Origin of the sequence: Sphingomonas sp. J344, assembly GCF_024700005.1 — a bacterium.
GTDB lineage: Bacteria > Pseudomonadota > Alphaproteobacteria > Sphingomonadales > Sphingomonadaceae > Sphingomonas.
Genome location: NZ_JAJONB010000001.1, coordinates 275,095 through 289,785 on the forward strand (window position 1 = coordinate 275,095; position 14,691 = coordinate 289,785).

The following is a 14,691-nucleotide window of genomic DNA, read 5'->3' on the forward strand; positions in this document are numbered from 1 at the left end:
TTCGGCACAGCGCTCATGGCTTTGTTTCTGAGCAATGTGCTTCAATAGGCCGGACTCGAGGACAAAGCCGAATATTTTGGCCCACCCATGCAAGTCGAGTAATCCGTGACGCCCCAAATGATTGATGCCCCTCCCCGGCGCGAACAGGTCTTGAAAGCTCACAGGCAAAGCCTCATTACAGTTTGATGATCATTGTTGATCCTTCAAATGCCATGAGCCCTGGGGGCAGCGGCACGGCGCGACTGCGCCCCTAGGCACGTTCGCCTAGGCAAAGTCGGCGTCCTCGCGCCGCACAAACATACAACCAGAATAATTTCTCGAATGGCGCGGGTACTTCGTGCCTGGAGGCACTTTTGTTTTTCACCCGCTTCACGGCTCTCGGCGTCTGCCTTGTGAGCGCCGTTGTCTCATGTCTGTATCTCCCGGATGCTTGGGCCGTGCCCTTGTTCGCAGTAACAGCAGTGTTATCAGCAATCGGTCTCTACGATCTTGCGCAGCCGCTGCACTCGGTCCGCCGCAATTACCCGATCATCGGCCGGCTGCGCTGGTTCTTCGAGGAAATCAGGCCTGAGATTCGGCAGTATCTGATCGAAGGCGACAACGACAAGGCTCCTTTCTCAAGAGCCCAGCGCTCGCTTGTTTACGCACGTGCGAAAAATGAAAGCAGCGACCGCGCATTCGGCACGCTCGTGGATGTCTATCAGAATGGCTACGAGTTCATAGCGCACTCGACGCGCCCAGCGCGTGTCGCCGACCCGGCAACCTTCAGGATCCCGATCGGCGGACATGATGGCGCTCCACCTTACATTGCGTCGATCTTCAATATCTCGGCGATGAGTTTTGGCTCGCTCAGCGCTAACGCAATTCGTGCGTTGAACAAGGGCGCTCGTCTAGGCGGCTTTGCACATGATACCGGGGAAGGGAGCATCAGTCCCTACCATCGGGAACATGGCGGCGACCTTATCTGGGAAATCGGCAGTGGCTATTTCGGTTGCCGGACTGCGGACGGACGCTTCGACCCGGTCCGTTTTGTCGAACAGGCCGCTGATCCGCAGATCAAGATGATCGAACTCAAGCTCAGCCAAGGGGCCAAGCCCGGTCATGGCGGCATCCTCCCGGGCGAGAAGGTGACACCCGAGATTGCAGCCACGCGCGGCGTGCCGGTAGGAGAGGACTGTATCTCGCCGGCTCGCCATCGCGAGTTTTCGACGCCGCTGGAACTGGTCAAGTTCCTGGGACAGCTTCGTCGGCTCGCAAGGGGTAAGCCCGTCGGGATGAAGCTGTGCGTCGGTCAGCCTTGGGAATTCATGGGCATGGTCAAGGCGATGCGCGAGACCGGGATCATGCCGGACTATATCGTGGTCGATGGCTCCGAAGGCGGAACAGGCGCCGCGCCAGTCGAATTCGCCGACAACCTCGGCATGCCGATGCGCGAGAGCTTGCTGTTCGTCCACAACACGCTGGTCGGCGCAGGGCTTCGCAAGCGCATCAGGATCGGTGCGGCCGGCAAGATCGTCAGCGCGTTCGATATCGCATCGGTGCTTGCATTGGGGGCTGACTGGACCAATGCGGGCCGCGGCTTCATGTTCGCGCTTGGCTGTATTCAGTCGCTCTCCTGTCATACGAACCGCTGCCCCGTGGGCGTCGCCACACAGGATCCGATGCGTCAGCGTGCGCTCGTCGTGCCGGACAAGGCCGAGCGCGTCTTCAACTTTCACCGCAACACCATGAAGGCTCTAGCGGAGATGCTCGCTGCGGCAGGCCTGGACCATCCTTCACAGCTTGGTCCTCATCACCTTGTCCGTCGCGTCTCATTGACCGAGATTCGGCTTTTTTCTCAACTGCACATCTTTCTCGAAGATGGCGAGTTGCTGACTGGTTCGCACGACCGCGACTTCTACAGCGCGGCATGGCGGCTCGCGCGCTCCGACAGTTTCGAGCTGGCGCAATGACGCAGCGACACACTGCCGCATGGCCAGTCGAGCCCGCGGCGCCTGCCGGGACTGGAGCGACGCGTGCTCCGGCCGGGGCCGTCGTGCACGCCGATGACAGAAGACTGTAGGAGCGCCGCACGGGCGTTTTCCTCCTGGCGACGCTTTGCTGTTTGCTGTGGGGCAGCGCATATCCCGCGATCAAGGGCGGCTATGCGATGCTCGGCATCGGCAAAGCTGACATTGCGAGCCAGGTGCTCTTCGCGGGCTGGCGTTTTACTCTCGCCGGCGCCGGATTGCTGATTTTCGCCGCTGCGGTGCGTCGCCCAGTGGTCGCCCAAGGCGTTCGCTATGTCGGGCAGCTGACGCTGCTCGGTCTGACACAGACGGCGGTTCAATACGTGTTCTTCTATATCGGCCTGGCGCACACAACCGGCGTAAAGTCTTCGATCATGAACGCCACGGGCGTGTTTTTCAGCGTCGCGCTGGCGCACTTCATTTACGTCGATGACCGGATGAGCAGCCGTAAAACTCTCGGTTGCCTCATCGGCTTTCTCGGCGTGATCGTCGTCAACGTCGGCGGAAGCAACGAGCTTAGGCCGGATCTCACCCTCTTGGGCGAAGGCTTTGTTGTGATCGCTGCCCTCGTGCTGGCGGCGGCCTCCATTTATGGCAAGCGGCTGTCGCAATCGCTCGATCCGATGGTCATGACCGGTTGGCAGCTGCTGATCGGTGGCGTTCTGCTTACCGTTGCCGGGACAGCATTCGGTGGGCACATCGACCATCTGGACTTCAAATCCGGCGCGCTGCTCATTTATCTGGTCGTGCTATCGTCCGTCGCGTTTGCGATCTGGAGCTTGTTGCTCAAGCATAACCCGGTCGGCCTCATCGCCGCGTTCAACTTCCTGGTGCCCGTATCTGGCGTAGGACTTTCAGCGGCATTCCTGGGCGAGTCGATCTGGCATTGGAAGAACTTGGCGGCTTTGGTGCTCGTATCCGCCGGCATATGGCTCGTTACGCGTACACCGAAGTCGGGCTGAGTGCCTGAACCCTCGCTATCAGCCGAGTCGCGCGGTCGTCACCATCCGCACCAGATCGGACAGGGTCTTCGCCTGCATCTTGAGCATCACGTTTGCGCGATAGACCTCGACCGTGCGCGCGCTGATGCCGAGGTCGAAGGCGATCGCCTTGTTTGCGTCGCCGCGCGCCAGGCCATCCATCACCTCGCGCTCGCGGCCACTCAGCGACGCAATGCGGTCGAGCACCGCTTGTCGTTCGGCGTGTGAAGCCTCGGTATCAGCTTGCCGGGCAAGCGCCTTGCGGATGGAGGCCAGCATGACCTGGTCGTCAAACGGCTTTTCGATGAAATCTGCGACCCCGGCATGCATCGCCTGGATCGCCAGCGGCACATCGGCATGACCGGTGATGACGATCACCGGCACGCTGGCGCCGCGCCGCGTCATCTCTTCGACCAGTTCTATCCCGCTGCGCCCCGGCATGCGCACATCGGTGACAATACACGCCCCCGCCAATGGCGGCGACGCGGCGAGGAAGGCATCGGCGGAGGGGAATGTGCGGACGCGGATTTCCGCGCAATCGAGCAGGAACTCGAGCGAATGCCGGGCCGCCTCGTCGTCGTCGATTACATAGACCATGGGGTCAGTCGCCATCATACAGCTCCTCTTGCCCGACGCGCCGCAGCGTCAATCCAAACACTGCCCCGCCGCCCTCACGCGCCGCCGCCCAGATGTGGCCGCCATGCGCCTCAACGATGGTGCGCGAGATCGACAGGCCGACACCCATACCGGTCCGCTTGGTCGTGACGAACGGCTGGAACAAACGTTCGGCGATTTCCGGATCAATTCCGGGTCCTGTGTCAGCCACCGTCACCTCCGCCATATCGTCCTCTGCCGCCGAAATGGTGATGGTCAGCTCGCGCACGGCGCCGTCCCCCGCAGTCATCGCATCGACCCCGTTACGCACGAGATTGAGCAGCACCTGCTGGATTTGCACCTTGTCTGCCAGCACGAGATCGACGTCCGGGCTGAAAGAATAGCGCACGCGGATATCGTGCTCCTTCACCCCGATCAACGCCAGCGCGCTTGCCTCCTCAACCAGCTTTGGCAGGCTTTCGACTGACCGCTCGGTCTCGCCGCGCGCGACGAATTCGCGCAGCCGGCGGATGATATCGCCCGCGCGCAACGCCTGTTCGCTGGCGCGCTCGACGGCGTCGCCCACCCGCTCGACCGGCACTTCGTCCCGCGCCAATAACATGCGGCTGCCCTTGAGGTAATTGGCGATAGCCGATAACGGCTGATTGAGCTCGTGCGCCAGCGCCGAGGCCATTTCCCCCAGCGCGGTCAGCCGCGAGACATGCACCAGCTCGGCCTGCAACTCTTGGAGACGCGTCTCGGCCTGCTGCCGTTCGGTCAGGTCGCGAATGAAGCCGGTGAAGTGGCGCTGGCCACTGACCCGCATCTCCCCCACCGCAAGCTCGAGCGGAAAGGTCGAGCCGTCCTTCCGGACGCCGACCACGACGCGACCCTTGCCGATGATGCGCTTCTCGCCCGTCTCATAGTAGCGAGCGAGATAGCCGTCGTGCGCGCCGCGATACGGATCGGGCATCAGCAGGCTGACGTTGCGGCCGTGCACCTCGTCGGCCTCCCAGCCGAACATGCGCGTCGCCGCCGGACTGAAGTCGCGGATCAGTCCCGCTTCGTCGATCACCACGATTGCGTCGGGTACAGTGTCGAGCAGCGAGCGCAGATGCGCTTCGCGCCGTGCCAGTCCCTCAGTCACGCGCTCGGCTTCGGCCCGCGCGCGCTGAAACCACTCGCCCCCCAGCGCAATGGCGGCGCCGATCACGACGAATGCGCCCGAGGCGATCCAGTTGCCCGCCCCGACCGGTCCGATCATGCGGTCGCACCATAGGCCGACGGCCGCACCCGCGACGCTCGCCGCGAAGCCCGCTCGCAGACCACTGAGCGCGCTCGCCAGTACCACGGCAGGCACGAAGAAGATGTAGGTCGCGCGCTGCCCGAGCTCTGCGGCGAAGGCGACCCGCACCCCCGCCCCCAAGGCGACGGCGATCGCCGCCAACGCCAACGTCACCAGCAGCGGCGGCGTGGGGATGATGGTGTGGCGCAGGGAAAGGCGCTTTTCGGTCACAACGCCTTTCATGCCGCGTGGTCGTGCCGAACGCCACCTCCGTCAACCTACGTAGGGACATGATCTGAATTTCGGCGCGTCCGTCATGGGCTTAGTTCGGCGTCACACAAACGCAGATTGAACCGGAGACCGACCATGACCCCGCCCTATATCGACCTCGGCGTCCATCATCAGCCCAAGGGTCTGTCCGACCGCATCGCCTATGGCTTCACCAAGCTGCTGCGCTGGACCGCCGACACATTCTTTGCGGAGCGCTATGGCCACCGCGCCGTGGTTCTGGAAACGGTCGCCGCGGTTCCCGGCATGGTCGGCGCCACCATCACGCATTTGTCCTGTCTGCGCCGCATCTGCGACGACAAGGGCTGGATCCGCACCTTGATGGACGAAGCCGAAAATGAGCGTATGCATTTGATGACGTTCATCGAAATCTCCAAGCCCACCTTGTTCGAGCGTGCGGTGATCATCGGCGTGCAGTGGGTGTTCTATCTGTTCTTTTTCGGTCTCTACCTCATGAGCTCGAAGACCGCGCATCGTGTCGTCGGGTATTTCGAAGAAGAAGCGGTCATCAGCTATACCCACTACCTGGCCGAGATAGACGAGGGCCGCAGCGCGAACGTCCCCGCTCCGCAGATCGCCAAGGACTATTGGAACCTGCCCGATGACGCGACGCTGCGCGATGTGGTGCTGGTGGTCCGCGCCGATGAGGCGCACCACCGCGACGTCAATCACGGTTTCGCCAACGAGCTTGCCGGTCTGCCAAGCGGCCCCGTCGCCGACTGCCCGCCGCACGTCGCACTCGAGCCGATTTGGAAGAAGGCGGCCTGAACCTATCGGGGCGCGGCCATCCGCGCCCCGTTTCCCTGTCGTTGGAGTATCTTGATGCGCACTGTCTCGACCGAAACCATGACGATCGTCAAAGCCACCGCGCCAGCACTGGAAAAGCATGGTCTCGCAATCACTACGGCAATGTATCGGCGCCTGTTCAAAAATCCCGAGATCGAAGCAATGTTCGATCAGGCCGCGCAAATCAGTGGGGAGCAGCCGCGACGTCTGGCCGGCGCGATCCTGGCCTACGCCAAGAACATCGACAAGCTGAACAATCTCGGCAGCGCGGTGGAGCGCATGGTACTTCGGCATGTGCAAACCGGAGTCAAACCCGAACACTATCCGCACGTCGCCGCAGCGCTGCTTCCGGCCATCCGCGAAGTGCTTGGCGAGTCGATCGCGACCGACACCGTGCTGGCCGCCTGGGGCGAAGCCTACTGGATGCTTGCCGACATCCTCATCGCAGCTGAGGTGCAAGCGTACGAACGCGCGCAGGCCGCGTGAGTCCCGCGCAGCGATACGCCGATGTGGAAAAACGCGGCCTGATCTGCGGGACGTGTTCCCCCGCCACGCCATTCGTGATTTGGAGCATAGCATAGCGGTACAGTCGGCAACGTCACCGGAGAGTAATTATGATTACGGAAGAGGACATAGAGCGGCTGGTGCCTACCTTCTACGAAAAGGTGCGGGCTGACCCGGTCCTGGGGCCGATCTTCGATGGCGCAGTCGCTGACTGGCCCCACCACCTCGATCGGCTCAAGGCGTTCTGGTCGTCGGTGATGCTGACGAGCGGCCGCTACAAAGGGCACCCGATGGCTGTACATTTGCGTCACGCGGACGCGATGACGCACGCCAACTTCGCGCACTGGCTGGCGCTGTGGAAGACCACGACGAACGACCTCCTCGATCCCGAGACGGCCGCAAAATTCCAGTCGAAGGCTGAGACGATCGCCGAGAGCCTGCAACTCGGCGTGCACTATGCGCGCGATCGGAGTGTCAAATGAGGATTGGCCCACCGCCCGACGCTGTCCCATACAAGCGCACGCCGTCCTTCACCGAGGAGAACGTGCCGGCAGGCCTCCTGGCAGATCACGATACTAAGGAAGGAACGTGGGGCCTGATCGTCGTCGAGAAAGGGCAGCTCCGCTATATTGTGGACGACCCGAGGAGACCGCGATCCGAGCGCATCCTCACGCCCGACACAGATCCCGGCGTGGTCGAACCTACCGTTCGGCACCGGGTGGCACCTTTAGGTGTCGTGCGATTCCACGTCGAGTTCCTCCGAATACCGACACCCTGACCGCTCCAGACCCAGCGCAGACAACCCGCATTTACCGTCGTTGACCAAGTCGCCTGCCACAGACATTTGATGGATCGGTAAGACAGCGCTCACGGCGTTAGTGGGACGGTGCAACCGAGATTCTCCGTTGCCATGCGTTGCGACCAGGATTTACGATTCCCTGCCGATGTTTCGTTGCCTTCGCATGGTGGCCAGCATGTCCTATCTACCTCCAGTAACTGCTGTGCTGATGCTGCTGGGCGGTCATCCAAACCGCGCGGAAGAGGTAGACATGCAATGGCCTGTCCCTGCTGAGGCATCCGCCGCGTATGACCTTGGTGACAAAGCCACCTCGCATGTCATCGTCGAGCAAACCATTGCCCGATGTCGCATTGAGGCGACCCGGCCCGCGTTGTGCATCGAACTGATGCTGATCTCATCGACGATTGGATCTGATCGGAAGACCAATGAGGCGCGCTCTAGGGAAGCACTAATGCTGGCGCGTGGCGATCCACCGCAATCACCCGCCCTGATTGCGATCGCCGAAGCACAGCTTGCCAGTATCCTCGATCGTGAAGGTGCCAGCGAAGAGGCGGCCGCGCTATGGCGGAGCGCCTATAATTTCAACAGGACCGACCCGGCCAAGAAGTTTGAGGCATGGGCGGCAGCGTCAATGGCTGCGGCGCATCTGACGGGCCTCGGCCGACCGGCGGAAGCCGAGCCGCTTCTTCGTGAGGCGCTCCCCCTGAGCATTGCCGCTACCGGACCACAGTCCGAAAGCACGATCACGGCATTGATGCAGCTTGCGGGCAATCTTGAAAACGCACAACCGCGCGAAGCCGAGGCGCTGTATCGCAAAGCGCTGACGGCCAGTCTGGCACTCTATGGTAAGGAACATGCCAAAACGGCTGACGCCTGTAATTCACTCGCCGTCATTCTGTATCGCGTCGCGGAATACCGGGAAGCCGAGGAACTGGCCCTTCAAGCGTTGGCACTTCGAGAAAAGCTGTTTGGCCTCTCCAGCACGGAAGTGGCCGTAACCGTCGGCAATCTGGGCGCGATCTTGGCGGGGGCGGGGCGTTACGCCGATGCCGACGGCCCGCTACGAAGAGCGCTTGCCATTCGTGAGGAGCAGCGCGCGGGTGTCGCGCTGGAATCAGCGTTGATTCACGCCGGGGACAACCTTGTAAACCTTGGCAACTACCGCGATGCCGAGCCATTGCTTCGCAGGGCTTTGGAGCTTCGAATTGCGCGTGCAGGTCCGTCCGATCCGGACACTGCGACCGCGCAGGAAGCGCTGGCCATCGCGCTCCGCAACTTGCGCCGATATGACGAGGCCATTGCGTTGCTTCGCGCTGCAGTCGATGTCAAAACGCAAAGGTTGGGGGCCGATCACAGCGATGTTGGCTATGCGCTCAACAATATTGCGGTGACGCTGGATGCCCTGGGTCGGTTCGGCGAGGCTGAAGCGGCCTATCGACGCGCGGTTGAGATCGGTCGAAAGGGCTTTGGCGCGGATAGCTCCATAACTGCGTTATGGCTCCAGAATCTCGCGACCAATCTCGACGAGCAGCGCCGGTTCCCGGAAGCGGAACCCTATTATCGCGAAGCGCTTGATATTCAGAAGCGTTTGTTCCGCGCAGACACATCGATGTTGCGCAGACATACAACAACCTGGCCACGAATCTGCAATCGCAGGGGCGGCTGGCCGAGGCAATCGATGCTGCGCGTTCCGCAGCCCGGATGACGGCGGCAGTCGCCGGACCGGCCCATCCGCGCCGTATCCTGTACGAACTCAATCTTGGCGCGATGCTGACCTATCAGGGTCGAGACCTTGTACGAGCCCGTGCATATCTGCGATCGGCGCAGCTTGGTATCGGACAGCGGATTGCGTTGACGCGCGAGTTTGACGAGACGGCACGGCGCGACCTTGCCTATTATCGGCCTGCCTACACCAATGAAGTGCGCGCGGCTTGGTACCTAACTGAGGTGGTCCAAGAAAATTCGACAGGTCGCTAAGCTAAACCCGACGGAAGGATGGACGGCAACAAAAAGGAAAAGGGAGCGCTCTGGCGCGGATTCCAATGCGAAAGTGACGCAGGATGCTATCCGGGACGATCTGAAACTGGCGAAACTCGCTGCGAAGCACGGCGTGCATCACAGGATGATCGCGGCGTGGAAGCGGCAGACGATCGAAGGGATGTCAGCGATGTTCTCGGGCGCGGGTGATACGACCAGGACGGCGAGCGACGCGGAAGTGGACAAGCTGCCCATCGAGATCGAGCAGTTGCTGGTGGACCGAATTTTCAGCGAAGGCCTCTGGTCGGTGGGCGTGGCGCAGAAGCAGGCGTGGGTCGGTTATACTCACCATGACCGGCTGGCGGGTATCTAGATTTCAGCGAAAGGGCAGTCCCATGAGCACGGGCGCGCAGCTTACCGTCGCGCAGCGGCACGGAAGCATAAGATGCGTGCGACGATCACTTGGATGTGACGGCGGGGTAGCGGATCCGGTTATCCGACGCGAACGCGCCTTGAGTCATCGTCGCCGGCGTGACGGTGTTATGCCCCATGAGATGGAGCACGGTGCGCCCCTCGAACAGCAGATAGTCCGCCACGATGCGGCGATGGCATCGCCACCATACAGCCTCCGCGCACATGATCGCTGTCGGACGCTGAGCTGCGTCGTTAAGAAGGGTCGCTAATCCGTCTCGGAATGAAGGGGTAAGAGCGTAATCAGCGTAGTTGTGGAAACTTTGATTCCGCCACAAACCGTTGATCTCCGGCTCGACCTCGGACTTCTTGCGAAGCCCGCCCAGCTCCGCGATCCGCTTGTGTCCGATCTGATAGGGTTCAAGTTCTGCCCCAAGCACGTCGAGATTGTATTTCGGATTGGTGCGTGAGCGTGGCACCGTGCGAATGTCCACGACGAGCTGAACGCCCCCGGCTCGCAGCAGGGTTACGAACTCAGGGATCGTCCTCGTCGAATGCCCGATCGTATAGATGGGAAGCGCTTCAGACATCGGACCTTCCTAACGCAATCGGTTCCGGACGCCGATCGCCAGCGTCTAATCCCTCTATCAGCGCCTCAAGCATGGGCCGCAGACGCTTGAGCTCCTCACGATGCGAATGCGCCAGCGATGCGATGATCCTTGATCCCATCCGCGATATCGAGACGTCTACCCGGCGGCCATCGACATCCGACTTGAATCGGACGACCAATCCGGCTGCTTCCAGGCGACTGAGCAATTCGCTTGCGCTATGGGGTGCCAAAAGCATCTGTTCGGCAAGCTCTCCCACCGAGAGCTGCCCGTTCGGCGCAGCACGAAGCGACAGCAACACCTGATACTGCTGCGCTGTTAAGCCAACTTCCGCAGCGGCCTTTTCGCTGAACCGCAGAAAGCGGCGCAAGTCGCGTCTGAACGCTGCCAACACGGCATAGTCGCCGTCGGAAAACGCATTGTCATCCAAGTAGTTGGAAACTCCTGAGTTTAACGAATGCAATTGTCGATCGCCCGCAGTCTCATTGCCAACGAACAAAGCGCCTAGAACGTGTTGAGTATCCATTCGTCCGGACTGATTGAATGTTGTTCGGAGAGGACGCCGCTCCCCCTCGAACCCCCTGCAGCGGCCTCGGCGATGACAACCGCGACACGATGTTGATCGCTTTCCAACGCCACCTGTTCCCAGGGACACGAGCTCGGATGCGTTTCCCGCCATATGCGGCTTGCCAGCCGGTCGATATCAGCAGGACTGGGCTCGATGTCACCAGCAATGCAGTTGGCCAAAACCGACCAGTCCGATGCTTTTTCGGCAGCCATATTGCTCACCTACAGTATATCGCTAAGGCCATCGGCAGCGGCCTGAGCTAGCGCCCCGTCCCGCCATTAGTGGATTTATGTCGTGATCCGATATATATCTCCTGGCGCTATCTTGCGCAAGGGGTTGGAACATTATGCTGGGTCGAGGAAGCCTTCAGGACTTGGCATCGCCGAACTTCGCTCGTTTGATGGAGGAGGTTCGAGCATGCACGGCATGCGCAACGCAATTGCCCTTGGGCGCGAGGCCGATTTTTCAACTCTCACCTCGCGCCCGACTGCTGATTGCAAGCCAGGCGCCCGGGACACATGCGCATCGGAGTGGCCGGCCGTTTTCCGATGCGTCTGGCGATCAGCTCCGGCGATGGATGGATGTTACGGATGCGAAGTTCTATAATCCGGAGTTAGTTGCGATCCTTCCAATGGCTCTGTGCTATCCGGGCCGTGCCCACAGCGGCGACGCTCCACCGCGGCCGGAATGCGCGGAATTATGGCGCGATCGGTTGCTACAGCAGCTTCCCGAAATCGAGCTGACGCTACTCGTGGGCACCTACGCGCAGGATCATGTGTTGGGCGCGGGACGCATGACCGACCGCGTGCGGAACTTCGACGCTTACCTCCCACAATATCTTCCGCTGCCGCATCCATCCTGGCGCTCTCGAGGATGGATGACGCGCAATCCATGGTTCGAGGCGGATGTTCTTCCCGAAGTGCGCAGACGGGTTGCTAAAGTGTTCCGCCGGTGAATGGTCCGCAGAACCGAGGCGCGACCTTACCTCACATGCTGAGATCTAGCCGGACAAGGAGGGAGCGAGATGGAGGAGGAGACTGCCCGCTTCCGATGCATCGGAGACGACGGCACGCCGTTGATCGTGATCAAGTTTCGGCACTCCCTGACGATGCAAGGGAAACGCGGACACCGCACATTTCCCGGTGCGGTTCGATTGGCGCTCTCGACTGGTGAGGCGGTCCGCTACATCGCCCCAGACCTCTTTGAGGTGGTCGATACCGGTGAACTCCTGCACCGGCTGTAATCGGCGATGTTGTTTGATCATGGCGCCGGGGCGCGACAGGCGGTGTCGGAAGCCCGAGAACTCAGGCCTGGCCGTGACGGGAACATCGCCGGTTCAGGCCACCCAGGCAGGACTACCCAGTTCAGCCGCCGCGGACTGCTTGACGAATTTCGCACCGGGATCGAACACAGAAAGCTATAGACTAATTCAGCATAACGGCCAATCCGCGCGCCACCGCGCGCTGCGGTGCATCCATCACCCTGACGGAAATCCCTGTCGAGCGCTGAATACGTTCGGCCACTAACGCAGTCATAGCAGCGCCGCCTGTCAGCGAAATCCCGTCGTCGAGGATCCCAGATACCAGATCGGGCTGGGTTGCCGCGAAAGCGCCTCGCACGGCTGATGCGATCTCATCGGCGTGTCTCTCGACAATGGGTCGAAGCTCCTCGACGTCGAGCGCGAGGACGCGCGGCAGACCGTTCCTCATGTCCAGACCCTTGACCTCAACATAAGAGCGTCCGGGCGACATCAGCGCTTCCGATAACGCGATCTTCAGCGCCTCGGCGGTCGACTGGCCGATATTGAACTGCTTGCGCAGATGAAGATGATGGACCAGGGCAGCGTCCACCGCATCCCCGCCGCCCCGCACCGATCGTGAGACGCAGATCCCGCCAAGCGAAATCACGACGATGTCGGTCAAGCCAGCGCCACAGTCGACGATCATCCGGCCGCGCGCTTCAGCCACGTCCAGTCCAGACCCGATGGCCGCAAGCATCGGTTCGGCGAGGAGCATCGGCTCGGCAAGCCCAGCATCGTGCGCGGCGCGACCCAGCGCGCGACGTTCGGCCTGTGTTGCGTCCGTTGGCACGCCGATGACCACACGAGAGGCTCGCAGCCTCCTTTTGGGCGTCAGCGGTTTTAGCGCGAACTTCAGCAACTCGCATGTTGCCCTTACATCCACCAAGACTCCGTTTCGCAACGGCCGAACGGTTCGCAGGCGATTGACTTCACGGCCGATCATCGGTTGCGCGTCGGCCCCAACGGCGAACAGCTTGCCGTCGGGTCCGACCGAGCCATCAAAGCAGCACACCGACGGCTGCTCGAATATCACGCCTCCAGCCTTGTCAACGACCAGAGTGTTGGCGGTGCCAAGATCGATGGCGAAGTCCGGCTTCTTCTTTGCCCACGAGAGTGCTTCTTCGAACATGGGTCACCTTGTGTTGGGGAGAGCCCCAATAAGGTCAACGCCCGGGGTCCGTCGAGGCCGATGGTTCAAGCGGCGGGGGGCGGATCCGTTTTCGGCCCATCATCCTCGCCAGGCAGATCCGGGTTGTCGTTGGCTGGCTGCCAGGGAGCGGAGGCGAACGTTCGTCTGGTTGCGGCCGAAACGGCGCGCAGCGATGCGCGACACGGCATTCTAATCACTCGGTCCTGACGGACCATCTCGATCAGCGCTGCCTCGTTGGGACGGGATGAAAAGTGCAACCGGATTCCCGGCAAATCCGTCAACCGCAGCGCGCATGCCTCCGATAGGCACCAGACATTTCCTCGCCATGAGGTTCCCGCCAAGACGCGTGCGACTCGCTCCGCTGCCCGTGGTGAGTGGACCAAAATACCGTCGATCGACGGCAGCTCTGTCCTCACTTGCAGCAACCAGCGTATCGCAACGGCCTGCGCGGTGTAGACGATCCGACGTTCCACCAGATAGCCAAAGCGCCGGAGGAATCCCTTGAGGTCCCCAGCCGTTTCGCGCGCGCCAAAGTGAACGATGCGGGCAGGCGGAGCCAGGTCATTCAAGATCAGTCGTTGCAGGTCTCGAACGTCGCCACCGGCAGAACGGACGTCGGAATACCCTGCATCCCGAGCGGCGCCAGCGGTAGCGTCCCCAACTACGAACACAGGTAAAGCCTTGTATTGCGCGCGAGCGGCATGGTGCCGAACACCATTCATGCTGGTGAACACGATGGCGTCCGGAAGCAGATCAGGCTGCTCGGTCGAGAACGGTCGCACACCGAGCACCGGCACGCTTACAACGTCATGCCCGAGAGCTTGTAGACGGGCCGCCGTGGAGCGATTGTCCGGCTCGGTTCGGGTCACCCAAATGCGCATGGCTTTCCCATCCTCAAAAGCGGCGAGATTGGGCGCTGGCGAGAGAGGCTTGGCGATGTGATCGTCAGCACGCGCACCTCTACCAATCGTCCTCGCTCCATCGGCCAAAGCAGCGATTGATCTGGTCGAAGGCCCAGCAACGCGGCCCCAAAGCGGGTTCCAACGCCAAGGCGACGCTCACTGACGTCAGTTCCGTGCACCAATGTTGCCTGCAATGTTCGGCCTTGGACCGAGTAGACTAGGTCGCTTCCACATCGCGCGAGCGTTTCGTCGTTTTGAGCATCGGGTATTCGCGACATCGCCAGTTTCGCCGAAAGCAGACGCGCGACCAGTTCATCATCCATGCTCAAAACGACGCCATGCAGATAACGAGCGTTGCCGGCATCGATCTCGACATCAAGATTCTTGTGAAGCGCGGTCCAGATGTGCACCAGCGAGTCAATGACGGAGGGACAGATAGCATTCACGTTTAACCCTCCCTAGTGAACCGTGCTGGTCGCGCTGCGACGCGCCTTTGCCAGCTCTGCAACACTGCTCGCCAACGCACGCGC

Annotated in this window: 19 protein-coding genes; 11 read left to right on the top strand and 8 right to left on the bottom strand. The window is 61.4% G+C overall.

What is annotated here, in order from left to right; all coding sequences use genetic code 11:
- Positions 1-353: 353 nt before the first annotated feature.
- Together LRS12_RS01395 and LRS12_RS01400 are read left to right on the top strand one after the other, a co-directional pair.
- Positions 354-1,952, top strand: coding sequence for an FMN-binding glutamate synthase family protein (locus LRS12_RS01395; RefSeq protein WP_257842953.1), 1,599 nt, complete (start codon positions 354-356; stop codon positions 1,950-1,952).
- A 134-nt stretch (positions 1,953-2,086) separates the two neighbouring features.
- Positions 2,087-2,971: a DMT family transporter gene (locus LRS12_RS01400; protein ID WP_257845405.1), complete on the top strand. Its 885-nt coding sequence runs from the start codon at positions 2,087-2,089 to the stop codon at positions 2,969-2,971.
- 18 nt (positions 2,972-2,989) lie between these two features.
- Here the strand turns inward: LRS12_RS01400 and fixJ are convergent, their stop codons facing one another.
- Positions 2,990-3,601, bottom strand: coding sequence for a response regulator FixJ (fixJ, locus tag LRS12_RS01405; RefSeq protein ID WP_257842954.1), 612 nt, complete (start codon positions 3,599-3,601; stop codon positions 2,990-2,992).
- Entirely contained in the window at positions 3,591-5,111 is a 1,521-nt protein-coding gene (locus LRS12_RS01410) for a sensor histidine kinase (protein ID WP_257842955.1), read from the bottom strand. The genes fixJ and LRS12_RS01410 overlap by 11 nt, the downstream gene beginning before the upstream one ends.
- A 123-nt stretch (positions 5,112-5,234) precedes the next feature.
- On the opposite strand from LRS12_RS01410, the gene LRS12_RS01415 reads away from it, so the two are divergent.
- From LRS12_RS01415 to LRS12_RS01445, 7 genes are all read left to right on the top strand, one after another.
- Positions 5,235-5,924 (top strand): alternative oxidase, encoded by a 690-nt coding sequence (locus tag LRS12_RS01415; protein WP_257842956.1) that lies wholly within the window; start codon positions 5,235-5,237, stop codon positions 5,922-5,924.
- A 54-nt stretch (positions 5,925-5,978) separates the two neighbouring features.
- The gene (locus LRS12_RS01420; RefSeq protein ID WP_257842957.1) at positions 5,979-6,428 is read left to right on the top strand and encodes a globin domain-containing protein; all 450 of its coding nucleotides are present in this window, start codon (positions 5,979-5,981) and stop codon (positions 6,426-6,428) included.
- A gap of 128 nt (positions 6,429-6,556) precedes the next feature.
- On the top strand, positions 6,557-6,928 hold the full coding sequence (locus LRS12_RS01425; RefSeq protein ID WP_257842958.1) for a group III truncated hemoglobin: 372 nt from the start codon (positions 6,557-6,559) through the stop codon (positions 6,926-6,928).
- Positions 6,925-7,224 carry a DUF1971 domain-containing protein gene (locus LRS12_RS01430; protein ID WP_257842959.1) on the top strand — a complete coding sequence of 100 codons (300 nt, stop codon included), beginning with the start codon at positions 6,925-6,927 and terminating at the stop codon, positions 7,222-7,224. The genes LRS12_RS01425 and LRS12_RS01430 overlap by 4 nt, the downstream gene beginning before the upstream one ends.
- 166 nt (positions 7,225-7,390) lie before the next feature.
- Positions 7,391-8,950, top strand: a complete 1,560-nt coding sequence (locus tag LRS12_RS01435; RefSeq protein WP_257842960.1) for a tetratricopeptide repeat protein — start codon at positions 7,391-7,393, stop codon at positions 8,948-8,950.
- Complete coding sequence (locus tag LRS12_RS01440) at positions 8,908-9,222, top strand: hypothetical protein (RefSeq protein WP_257845406.1); 315 nt, start codon at positions 8,908-8,910, stop codon at positions 9,220-9,222. Before LRS12_RS01435 ends, LRS12_RS01440 begins: the two co-directional genes overlap by 43 nt.
- A gap of 73 nt (positions 9,223-9,295) precedes the next feature.
- Positions 9,296-9,595 (top strand): hypothetical protein, encoded by a 300-nt coding sequence (locus LRS12_RS01445; protein ID WP_257842961.1) that lies wholly within the window; start codon positions 9,296-9,298, stop codon positions 9,593-9,595.
- Positions 9,596-9,680: 85 nt separating this feature from the next.
- Here LRS12_RS01445 and LRS12_RS01450 read toward each other — a convergent pair whose 3' ends face one another.
- From LRS12_RS01450 to LRS12_RS01460, 3 genes are all read right to left on the bottom strand, one after another.
- Positions 9,681-10,223 (bottom strand): DUF488 family protein, encoded by a 543-nt coding sequence (locus LRS12_RS01450; protein WP_257842962.1) that lies wholly within the window; start codon positions 10,221-10,223, stop codon positions 9,681-9,683.
- Positions 10,216-10,671 carry a MarR family winged helix-turn-helix transcriptional regulator gene (locus tag LRS12_RS01455; RefSeq protein WP_257842963.1) on the bottom strand — a complete coding sequence of 152 codons (456 nt, stop codon included), beginning with the start codon at positions 10,669-10,671 and terminating at the stop codon, positions 10,216-10,218. The genes LRS12_RS01450 and LRS12_RS01455 overlap by 8 nt, the downstream gene beginning before the upstream one ends.
- A gap of 74 nt (positions 10,672-10,745) precedes the next feature.
- Positions 10,746-11,021 carry a hypothetical protein gene (locus LRS12_RS01460; RefSeq protein ID WP_257842964.1) on the bottom strand — a complete coding sequence of 92 codons (276 nt, stop codon included), beginning with the start codon at positions 11,019-11,021 and terminating at the stop codon, positions 10,746-10,748.
- A gap of 188 nt (positions 11,022-11,209) precedes the next feature.
- Between LRS12_RS01460 and LRS12_RS01465 the strand changes: the two genes are divergently transcribed.
- Both LRS12_RS01465 and LRS12_RS01470 read left to right on the top strand, forming a co-directional pair.
- Positions 11,210-11,764 (top strand): uracil-DNA glycosylase family protein, encoded by a 555-nt coding sequence (locus LRS12_RS01465; protein WP_257845407.1) that lies wholly within the window; start codon positions 11,210-11,212, stop codon positions 11,762-11,764.
- 69 nt (positions 11,765-11,833) lie between these two features.
- The gene (locus tag LRS12_RS01470; protein ID WP_257842965.1) at positions 11,834-12,052 is read left to right on the top strand and encodes a hypothetical protein; all 219 of its coding nucleotides are present in this window, start codon (positions 11,834-11,836) and stop codon (positions 12,050-12,052) included.
- 181 nt (positions 12,053-12,233) lie between these two features.
- On the opposite strand, the gene LRS12_RS01475 is transcribed toward LRS12_RS01470, so the two are convergent.
- The 3 genes from LRS12_RS01475 to LRS12_RS01485 all read right to left on the bottom strand — a co-directional run bounded on the left by LRS12_RS01475 (position 12,234) and on the right by LRS12_RS01485 (position 14,571).
- Positions 12,234-13,238 carry a rod shape-determining protein gene (locus tag LRS12_RS01475; protein WP_257842966.1) on the bottom strand — a complete coding sequence of 335 codons (1,005 nt, stop codon included), beginning with the start codon at positions 13,236-13,238 and terminating at the stop codon, positions 12,234-12,236.
- A gap of 65 nt (positions 13,239-13,303) precedes the next feature.
- On the bottom strand, positions 13,304-14,140 hold the full coding sequence (locus LRS12_RS01480) for a uroporphyrinogen-III synthase (RefSeq protein ID WP_257842967.1): 837 nt from the start codon (positions 14,138-14,140) through the stop codon (positions 13,304-13,306).
- The gene (locus tag LRS12_RS01485) at positions 14,125-14,571 is read right to left on the bottom strand and encodes a hypothetical protein (RefSeq protein ID WP_257842968.1); all 447 of its coding nucleotides are present in this window, start codon (positions 14,569-14,571) and stop codon (positions 14,125-14,127) included. The genes LRS12_RS01480 and LRS12_RS01485 overlap by 16 nt, the downstream gene beginning before the upstream one ends.
- Between the last annotated feature and the right edge of the window lie 120 nt (positions 14,572-14,691).

Excerpts from the sequence above, each read along its gene's own strand:
- LRS12_RS01475 (WP_257842966.1), bottom strand. The coding sequence starts at position 13,238 with ATGTTCGAAGAAGCACTCTCGTGGGCAAAGAAGAAGCCGGACTTCGCC.
- LRS12_RS01460 (WP_257842964.1), bottom strand. The coding sequence starts at position 11,021 with ATGGCTGCCGAAAAAGCATCGGACTGGTCGGTTTTGGCCAACTGCATT.
- LRS12_RS01480 (WP_257842967.1), bottom strand. The coding sequence starts at position 14,140 with ATGCGCATTTGGGTGACCCGAACCGAGCCGGACAATCGCTCCACGGCG.
- LRS12_RS01425 (WP_257842958.1), top strand. The coding sequence starts at position 6,557 with ATGATTACGGAAGAGGACATAGAGCGGCTGGTGCCTACCTTCTACGAA.
- LRS12_RS01450 (WP_257842962.1), bottom strand. The coding sequence starts at position 10,223 with ATGTCTGAAGCGCTTCCCATCTATACGATCGGGCATTCGACGAGGACG.
- LRS12_RS01465 (WP_257845407.1), top strand. The coding sequence starts at position 11,210 with ATGGAGGAGGTTCGAGCATGCACGGCATGCGCAACGCAATTGCCCTTG.
- LRS12_RS01420 (WP_257842957.1), top strand. The coding sequence starts at position 5,979 with ATGCGCACTGTCTCGACCGAAACCATGACGATCGTCAAAGCCACCGCG.
- LRS12_RS01415 (WP_257842956.1), top strand. The coding sequence starts at position 5,235 with ATGACCCCGCCCTATATCGACCTCGGCGTCCATCATCAGCCCAAGGGT.
- LRS12_RS01430 (WP_257842959.1), top strand. The coding sequence starts at position 6,925 with ATGAGGATTGGCCCACCGCCCGACGCTGTCCCATACAAGCGCACGCCG.
- LRS12_RS01435 (WP_257842960.1), top strand. The coding sequence starts at position 7,391 with ATGTTTCGTTGCCTTCGCATGGTGGCCAGCATGTCCTATCTACCTCCA.
- LRS12_RS01410 (WP_257842955.1), bottom strand. The coding sequence starts at position 5,111 with ATGAAAGGCGTTGTGACCGAAAAGCGCCTTTCCCTGCGCCACACCATC.
- fixJ (WP_257842954.1), bottom strand. The coding sequence starts at position 3,601 with ATGGCGACTGACCCCATGGTCTATGTAATCGACGACGACGAGGCGGCC.
- LRS12_RS01470 (WP_257842965.1), top strand. The coding sequence starts at position 11,834 with ATGGAGGAGGAGACTGCCCGCTTCCGATGCATCGGAGACGACGGCACG.